This is a genomic window from Streptomyces sp. NPDC088194 (assembly GCF_040702025.1).
Taxonomy (GTDB): Bacteria; Actinomycetota; Actinomycetes; order Streptomycetales; family Streptomycetaceae; genus Actinacidiphila.
On record NZ_JBFBIV010000178.1, the window covers coordinates 1 to 8183 of the forward strand.

Genomic DNA, 8183 nt, shown 5'->3' on the forward strand with positions numbered 1-8183 from the left:
CTGACCGCCTTCACCGGCACCCCCGCCTACGCCCCCGACCCGCGCTGGGCCCGCACCGGCCGCTACCTGCCGTTCGACACCCCGCGCCCGACGACGGTCGGCGCGGTCGTCGAGGGCCTCCAGCACGTCTACGACGCCCCGGGCGAGGTCGAGTTCGCACTGGACGGCACCACCCACAAGCTGACCGCCTTCAACGGCCGGACCCCCGGCAGCCTGCTCGTCCTGTTCACCGACGCCACCTCGGGGGTGACCACGTACGCGGCGAACCGCTCGCTGTCGCTGGCCGCGCCCGACGCCGACGGCACCGTGCTGGTCGACTTCAACCGGGCCGCCAACCTGCCCTGCGCCTACACCGACCTGGCCACCTGCCCGCTGCCGCCGGCCGAGAACCGGCTACCGGTGGCGATCGAGGCCGGCGAGAAGACCCCGACCACCCCGAAGACCACGAACCGGTCCGTCCCGGCTCAGGAGGCCGCACACCGTGACCACCAGCACTGACCCCGCGCACCGCAGCCTGCACCTGGCTCTGGAGACCGACGGCGCCGGCGCCCACCCCGCCGCCGGGCACGAACTGTCCGGCACCTCCCACCCGACCGACCCGCCGGACCGTGGGGTCGGCCCGGGCGGGCTGCGCCGCACCGTCACCGCCGCCGAGACCGCCGGCTTCACGCTCGTCACCTTCGCCGACGAGCCACTGCCACCGGACCGCGGCGGCTGGCGCCTGGAGGCCGGCACCCGCGCCGCGTTCGTCGCCACCCTCACCGACCGCGTCGGCCTGGCCCCGACGCTGCACACCACCGTCACCGAGCCGTTCCACCTGGCCACCCAGCTCGCCGCCCTGGACCACGCCAGCCGCGGCCGGGCCGCCTGGGTGGTCGGCGCGGCGAACGGGACCGACGCCCAGGCCACGGTCGGGGCGGTCCCGCTGGACGACCAGGCGCTGCGCCGCGAGATCGCCGACGTCATCGACACCGCCCGGGCGCTGTGGGACTCCTGGGAGGACGACGCCGTCATCAAGGACGTGCCCACCGGCCGCTTCCTGGACTGGCGCAAGGTCCATCACATCGACTTCGAGGGTGCCCGCTTCACCGTCAAGGGCCCGCTGATCACGCCCCGACCGCCGCAGGGCCAGGTCGTCGTGCTCGCACCCGCCGGCTCGGGAGCTGACAGCCGGGCGGACATCGCGCTGGTCACGGCACCGGACGCCGAGGGTGTCGCGGCGTCCGCGGCGGCGGCCCGGCAGGCCGGCGCACCCCTGGTGTTCGCCGAGCTGGAGGTGGCACTCGACGCCGCCGTGCCGGCCGCGGAACGGCTCGCCCGGCTGGCGGAGGAGGCGCCCTGGCCACCGGCCGGGCGGCTGCGCCACGTCGGCTCGCCGACCGAACTGACCGGCCTGCTCGGCGAACTGGCCGCAAGCGTCGACGGGGTACGGCTGCATCCCGCGGTGCTCGGCACCGACCTGCCCGTGATCACCGCGCAGGTGCTGCCGGCCCTGGCCGCGGGCGGGCTGCACCGGCCGCCGCGCCCCGGCGCCACCCTGCGCGACACCCTGGGCCTGCCGCGCCCGGCCAACCGGTTCGCCGCCACGGCGACCACGACCTCCTGAGGTGACCCTCGTGCCGGAACCCGAACCCGCCACCGCCACCCCCGACCACGATCCGAACGCGCAGGTACACCTCGGTGTCTTCTTCACCGGCGTGGGCCCGCAACTCATCTGGACCGACCCGGACTCCCCCTCGCACACCGCCATCGAGACATTCGTCGAGGTGGCCAAGCTGCTCGAACGCGGCCTGTTCGACGCCTTCTTCCTCGGCGAGGGACTACGCGTCCGGGAAAACCAGGGCCGGATCTTCGACCTCGACATCGCCGGACGCCCGGACGCCATCACCCAGTTGTCCGCGCTGGCCGGCGCGACCAGCCGGATCGGCCTGGTCGCCACCCAGAACACCACCTACAACTACCCGGCCGACCTCGCCCGGCGGCTGGCCAGCCTCGACCTGCTGTCCGGCGGCCGGGCCGGCTGGAACATCGTCACCACCGACAACGCCTGGACCGGCGCGAACTTCCGGCACGGCGGCTGGCTGGACCACGAGCGCCGCTACGAGCGGGCCACCGGCTTCGTCGAGGCCGCCAAAGCACTGTGGTCCGCGGCGGACAGCGGCCCGGACGAGTCCGGTACGGGCCGGCCCGTGGTCCGGGACACCGACCTGGTCAGGCTCCGGGCACACGCGACCGTGCCGGCCAGTCCGCAGGGCCGGCCGGTGCTCTTCCAGGCCGGTGACTCCGACGGCGGCCGCGAACTGGCCGCCGCCCACGCCGACGTGGTGTTCTCCGCCAACATCGCGTACGAGAAAGCGGTGGCCTACGCCGCCGACCTGCGTGCCCGGCTGCTCCGGCACGGCCGGCCGGCCGACGCGGTGCGCATCCTGCCCGGCGCGCAGGTGGTGGTCGGCGACACCCCGCAGGAGGCGGAGGACAAAGCCCGCTGGCTGCGGGAGGAGCAGGTGTCGCCGCCTCGGGCCATCGCCTTCCTGGAGCAGTACTGGGGCACCGACCTGTCGGCCTGGGACCCGCACGGGCCGCTGCCGGACATCGAGCCCAGCGCGGCGGAACTCGACCCGTCCCGGGGCACCATCGCGATCGAGGCCCGCACCGGGAAACTGGCCCAGATCCAGAAGTGGCGGGACCTGGCGGCCGAACGCGGCCTGTCGATCGTCCAGTTGGTACGGGAGGTATCGGCCCGCCGACCGCCCTTCGTCGGCACCGCCTCGCAGATCGCCGACGAGTGGACACACTACGTGCGCACCCGGGCGGCGGACGGCTTCAACATCGTGCCGCACCTCCTGCCGTCCTCACTGACCGACATCGTGGACAAGGTCGTGCCCGAACTGCAGGAGCGGGGCGCCTACCGCACCGCATACGAAGGCACGACACTGCGCGAGCACCTGGCACTGCCCCCGCTGTAGCGCCACGCCACCGAAACCCACGACAGCACACCGGTGAACGGCCCGCGGACACCCCCGGGCCGTTCACCGGCCCGGCACAACGGCACAGCGACACAACGGCAGACGCCAGGCCCGCCAGCACCGGACCCACCATCGCCCGCCCCCGCAGCCGGCGGCCCTGCATTCCTCACCACCCGGACTCCCCCTCGGTCATCCACGCGACCACCCGCCGGACCCGGCCGGCCTGGGCGGCGGCCGGAGTGCCTCACCAGGTCACCGCTCTTGTGGACGCGCTCGTTGCCGCTGTCGGCACCGTCGCGGACGGGGTTGGTGACGAACGGTTCGGCGGTCGGGACGGGCTGGTTCAGGTATCCGGGCGGCAGCCCACCCGATGTGCGGCTCCGCCGCACTGGTGCCGGTGCTCGTGCTGGTACCCGGCGCCCGTCATCGGCGGGGCTCCCCGGCGTGGCGCCGGAGGGCGCGGGCACGCGAGCGGTTGACGGCCGTGGCCCGGGCGGGGCCGCTCGTCTCACACCGCGCCGAACCCGTGCACGAGCGTGTCGACCACCGTGTCGGCGGCCTGAGCGGCGCTCAGCTCCGGCAGCCGTTCCGCGGCGAGCAGCATCAGCTGCGGCAGTACCAGGCTCGCCCAGCCGCCCGGCAGATCGGAACGCAGCAACCCCTCGTCGACGGCGCGTGCGAGAAACGTGTCGACCTCCTGGACCGACCGGTCGCGCCGGCGGCTGACCGCGTCCTCGGCCAGCATCCGGTTGAGGTCGACCGGCCACTTGCGGTTCACGCCGATGATGCCCTCGACGTAGCGGTGCAGCGCCACCGCGACGGGGGCCTCGCGCAGCCTGGCCGCCTCGATCGCCTGCTCGATGGCCTCCAGCCGGGATTCGTAGATCGCCGCGAGCAGTTCCTCTCGGGAGGTGAACCGCCGGTACACGGTACGCCGGTCGACCCCGGCCTCTGCCGCGATGGCGGCGATGCTCGCACCTGGATCGGTGGCGAGCATGCGCGCTCCGGTGGTCAGGACGGCTTCCAGGTTGCGTACTGCGTCGGCTCTCACACGGCTCACCTTACGCCCCAACGAGGAATCTGATCCAACTAACGCCTCACTCTTGCGAACCAACAAGATACAAGTGCTACAGTCGAGTGACAGATAACGAGGGATGCCTTCACCGACTGGAGTACCCCCATGATCATTTACGACCGCCTCTTCATCGCTGGCTCCTGGGCCGAGCCGAGCGACCCGGAGCTGCTCGACATCCTGTCCCCGCACGACCGGGCGGTCCTGGGCCGCGCCGCGCAGGCCCAGCCGGCCGACGTGGACCGCGCGGTGGCCGCTGCCCGTACCGCCTTCGACGAGGGCTCCTGGCCCCGGAAGTCGCCGGTCGAGCGCATCGCGATCCTGCGCCGGCTCAACGCGCTGCGCGAGGAGAACGGCGAGAAGATCGCCACCCTGATGTCCGCCGAGAACGGCTCGGCCCGATGGTTCACGCGGGCCGGTCAGGCCGGGCTCACCCGGCAGGCCGACTCGTACCTCAAGGCCGCCGAGGAACTGGGCTGGGAGGAGATCGTGGCGCCCACCGACCCCGCCTCCACCGTGCGCAGCGTGGTGCGCCGCGAGCCGATCGGCGTGGTGGCCGCGGTCATCCCGTGGAACTCGCCGTTCTCCTCGGCGATGGCCAAGATCATCCCCGCGCTGCTGGCCGGCAACACGGTCGTTCTCAAGGTCTCTCCGGAGAACTCGCTGAGCATGGGCTTCCTTGCCGAGCTGCTACAGCAGGCCAAGGTGCCCGAGGGCGTGATCAGCGTGCTGCCCGCCGACCGGGAGACCAGCGAGTACCTGGTCTCGCACCGGGACGTGGACAAGATCGCGTTCACCGGCTCGACCGGGGCCGGCCGCCGGATCGCCTCGATCGCCGGACAGCAGCTCAAGCGGGTCAGCCTGGAGCTGGGCGGCAAGTCCGCCGCCGTCATCCTGCCCGACGCCGACGTGCACAAGGCAGTGCAGGGGCTGAAGTTCGCCTCCCTGCTCAACAACGGCGAGGCGTGCATCGCGCAGACCCGCGTCCTCGCGCCGCGCAGCCGGTACGAGGAGGTCGTCACCGCGCTCAAGGAACTCGTGGAATCGCTCAAGGTCGGCGACCCCGACGACCCCGACACGTTCATCGGCCCGATGGTCCGCCGCGACCAGCAGCAGCGCGTGCGGGACTACATCGAGCTCGGCGTCAAGGAAGGCGCCCGCCTGGTCACCGGCGGTCCGCAGATACCGGCCGGCCTGGAGAACGGCTACTACGTGACGCCGACCGTGTTCGCCGACGTCGACAACTCGATGCGGATCGCGCAGGAGGAGATCTTCGGCCCGGTGCTGGTCGTCATCGGCTACGACGACGAGGACGACGCGGTGCGCATCGCCAACGACTCCGAGTTCGGCCTGTCCGGCGGCGTGTGGTCCGCGGACGAGGGGCACGCCCTCACCGTCGCCCGCCGCATCCGCACCGGCACGGTCACCGTCAACGGCGCCTCGATCGGCTACGACGGGCCCTTCGGCGGCTTCAAGGCCAGCGGGATCGGCCGCGAGTACGGCGTCGTCGGCCTGAACCAGTACATCGAGTACAAGACCGTGACCCTGTGACCGCCTCGGGAGGCCGGCCGACCCGGTCCCGCGCCCCCCTGAACTCCCCCACCCGAACCTCCCGGAAGGCACTTCCCATGTCTGGCACAGGACCACGGGAACCACCCCGTGGACCCGGCGTCACCGCCGCCATGAGCGCACTGATCCTGGCCGTGTTCCTCGCCTCCCTCGACTCCACCATCGTCTCCACCGCGCTGCCCCACATCGCCGAGGACCTGCGAGGGTTCGACAACATCGCGTGGGTCAGCGCCGCCTACCTGCTGGCCACCACCGCGGTCACCCCGCTGTGGGGCAAGCTCGGCGACATGTTCGGGCGCAAACGCCTGTACCTCGCGTCGACCAGCCTGTTCCTCATCGCCTCCGTGGGCTGCGGCCTGGCCCAGGACCTGCCGCAGCTCATCGGTGCCCGGGCACTGCAGGGAGTCGGCGGCGGCGGCATGATCGTGCTGACCTTCGCGCTGGTCGGCGACATCGTCAGTCCCGGTGAACGGGGCCGCTACCAGGGCATGTTCGGGTCGGTGTACGGCGTCGCCGGCATCGTCGGCCCGCTGCTGGGCGGGGTCTTCACCGACCAGCTCTCCTGGCGGTGGGCGTTCCTGATCAATCTGCCGATCGGAGTGGTGACGCTCGCGATCGCCGGCCGGGTGCTGCCGGCCGCGACCAGGAAGACGGCGGCCCGGATCGACTGCCTCGGCGCGCTGCTGCTGGCGGCGATCGCCACCGGGGTCGTGCTCGTCACCTCCTTCGGCCGGCGCTGGGGCTGGGGTTCGCCGTCGATCGTCGGCCTGATCCTCGCGACGGTCGTGCTCGCCTCGCTGGTAGTCCCGGTGGAGCGCCGCGCCGCCGCGCCCATCCTGCCGGTGCCGATGCTCGCCTCCCGCACCGTGGTCCTCTCCTCGCTGATCGGTTTCGCCGCGAACGCCGCGATGTTCAGCGTCCTGCTCTACCTGCCGACCTACCTTCAGATCGTGCACGGGGTGTCGGCCACCTTGTCCGGCGTGCACATGCTGCCGCTGGTTCTGGGCCTGGTCGTCAGCCAGTCGCTGGCCGGACGCTGGTCCGCGCGGGTCGAACGGCTGCGGCTGATCCTGATCACCGGCATGGCCCTCAATGTCGCCGGGCTGCTCCTGCTGGGCACGCTGGAAACGGGAACCGGCACCGTGGTGCTCAGCCTGTACTTCGTGGTGACCGGTGTCGGCATGGGCATGGTGCCGATGGTGGTGCTGACCGCGGTGCAGAACAACGTGTCCCCGCAGGACATCGGAGCGGCGAGCGCCGTGGTCACCTTCGCCCGGTCGATCGGCGCCGCGTTCGGCGTCTCGATCTTCGGCAGCCTGCTGACAAGCGACTTCGCCCACCGGCTGCACGGCCTGCCGGTGACGGGCGGCCTCGACCCGGCCCGGCCGGACACGATCGCCGTGCTGCCGTCCGGCGTACGGCACGCCGCCCTGGAAGCGTTCGCCCGCGCCACCGGCACCGCCTTCCTGTGGCTGCTGCCGCTGGTCGCCGCCGGCACCCTGCTCACGTTCTTCCTCGCGTCCCACCGGGACACCGAGGACGGCGTGCCCGTAACCGGCGAAACCCTCCAGAGCGGTACGGACGAGGCACCGGTGGCCTGAACGGACGCCGACGGGCCGCACCGCTCACGGCTCCGCCTCCCTGAGCTGTTCCGCGACCGCACCGACCGGGTGCGGGCCCTGGCCATGGTGAAAGGGGAACGACCATGACGAAGAGGCAGCGCTCCCACGATGCGACGGGGGATGCCGGGCGGGCGTGGGACGCGGCGCTGACACGGGCCGCGCAGGGCGGCGACACCGCGGCCCTGGGAGTGCTGCTGGAGCGCCACCGCGCGGGTATGCGGGCGGTGGCGCTCAGCCTGCTGGGCCCCGGACCCGATGCCGACGACGTGATGCAGGACGCGGCTTTGGTCGCCCTGCGCCGGATCGTCGACGTCCAGGACCCCGAGGCCGTGGGCCCCTGGCTGCGGATGGTGGTGCGCAACGGCTGCCGGTCGCTGCTGCGCACCTCGCGGCGCACTCTGCCGGTCGAGCAGGTGCTGCTGCCGTCCGACGACGCCACGCCCGACCAGGTTCTGGAGCGGCAGGCGCTGTGCGACTGGCTCCGGGAGGCCGTCGAGCAGCTGCCGCCCGTGCTCCGGATGCCGGTCGTGCTGCGCTACTTCACCACCGGCGCCACCTCCTACCAGCAGATCGCCGAGGCTTGCGCGATACCTGTCGGCACCGTCCGCAGCCGGCTGAGCCGTGCGCGGGCCGAACTCGCGCGGACCCTGGCAGCGACCGCGGCGTCGGCCCACGACGACTCCGCCCGGCGCACCGGGGCCGGTCGGCAGCAGGCGCACGAGGCTCTGGCCGCCACCGAGCGCGGTGACTTCCCGGCGCGGTGGTCGCCGACCGGTGGTCGCCCGAACTGGTGCTGCTGAGCGGTGGAGAGCGCCCCGGCGGGCGCTCGCTCGTGCCGGCGGGCCTCGACTCGACCTGACCGCGGGCGTCCGGCGGCGGCCGCCCGCCCCCCGGAAGCCGGCGCCGCGGCCGGCCGGCCCGATGCCTCGAAAGCCAGGACTGAGGCACGGCCAT

At 72.8% G+C, this 8183-nt stretch carries 7 protein-coding genes; 6 read left to right on the forward strand and 1 reads right to left on the reverse strand.

The genetic code is table 11. From position 1 onward, the window contains the following. The 3 genes from AB0399_RS39860 to AB0399_RS39870 form a co-directional block, all read left to right on the forward strand. A partial coding sequence (locus AB0399_RS39860; protein ID WP_366414617.1) for a DUF1684 domain-containing protein occupies nt 1–498 on the forward strand: 498 nt, incomplete at its 5' end. Beyond that, complete coding sequence (locus AB0399_RS39865; protein ID WP_366414618.1) at nt 482–1606, forward strand: LLM class flavin-dependent oxidoreductase; 1125 nt, start codon at nt 482–484, stop codon at nt 1604–1606. The genes AB0399_RS39860 and AB0399_RS39865, both read left to right, overlap by 17 nt. A gap of 10 nt (nt 1607–1616) precedes the next feature. Then, nucleotides 1617–2966, forward strand: coding sequence for an NtaA/DmoA family FMN-dependent monooxygenase (locus tag AB0399_RS39870; RefSeq protein WP_366414619.1), 1350 nt, complete (start codon nt 1617–1619; stop codon nt 2964–2966). Between the two features lie 508 nt (nt 2967–3474). Here AB0399_RS39870 and AB0399_RS39875 read toward each other — a convergent pair. Then, nucleotides 3475–3963 carry a TetR/AcrR family transcriptional regulator gene (locus AB0399_RS39875; protein ID WP_329373582.1) on the reverse strand — a complete coding sequence of 163 codons (489 nt, stop codon included), beginning with the start codon at nt 3961–3963 and terminating at the stop codon, nt 3475–3477. 183 nt (nt 3964–4146) lie between these two features. Here AB0399_RS39875 and AB0399_RS39880 point away from each other — a divergent pair, with 183 nt between their 5' ends. The 3 genes from AB0399_RS39880 to AB0399_RS39890 all read left to right on the forward strand — a co-directional run bounded on the left by AB0399_RS39880 (nt 4147) and on the right by AB0399_RS39890 (nt 8029). After that, nucleotides 4147–5589, forward strand: coding sequence for an aldehyde dehydrogenase (locus AB0399_RS39880; RefSeq protein WP_366414620.1), 1443 nt, complete (start codon nt 4147–4149; stop codon nt 5587–5589). 77 nt (nt 5590–5666) lie between these two features. Then, entirely contained in the window at nt 5667–7208 is a 1542-nt protein-coding gene (locus tag AB0399_RS39885; RefSeq protein ID WP_366414621.1) for an MDR family MFS transporter, read from the forward strand. A 104-nt stretch (nt 7209–7312) separates the two neighbouring features. Further along, on the forward strand, nt 7313–8029 hold the full coding sequence (locus AB0399_RS39890; RefSeq protein ID WP_366414622.1) for a sigma-70 family RNA polymerase sigma factor: 717 nt from the start codon (nt 7313–7315) through the stop codon (nt 8027–8029). Nucleotides 8030–8183 lie beyond the last annotated feature (154 nt).

Excerpts from the sequence above, each read along its gene's own strand:
- AB0399_RS39875 (WP_329373582.1), bottom strand. The coding sequence starts at position 3,963 with ATGCTCGCCACCGATCCAGGTGCGAGCATCGCCGCCATCGCGGCAGAG.
- AB0399_RS39880 (WP_366414620.1), top strand. The coding sequence starts at position 4,147 with ATGATCATTTACGACCGCCTCTTCATCGCTGGCTCCTGGGCCGAGCCG.
- AB0399_RS39885 (WP_366414621.1), top strand. The coding sequence starts at position 5,667 with ATGTCTGGCACAGGACCACGGGAACCACCCCGTGGACCCGGCGTCACC.
- AB0399_RS39890 (WP_366414622.1), top strand. The coding sequence starts at position 7,313 with ATGACGAAGAGGCAGCGCTCCCACGATGCGACGGGGGATGCCGGGCGG.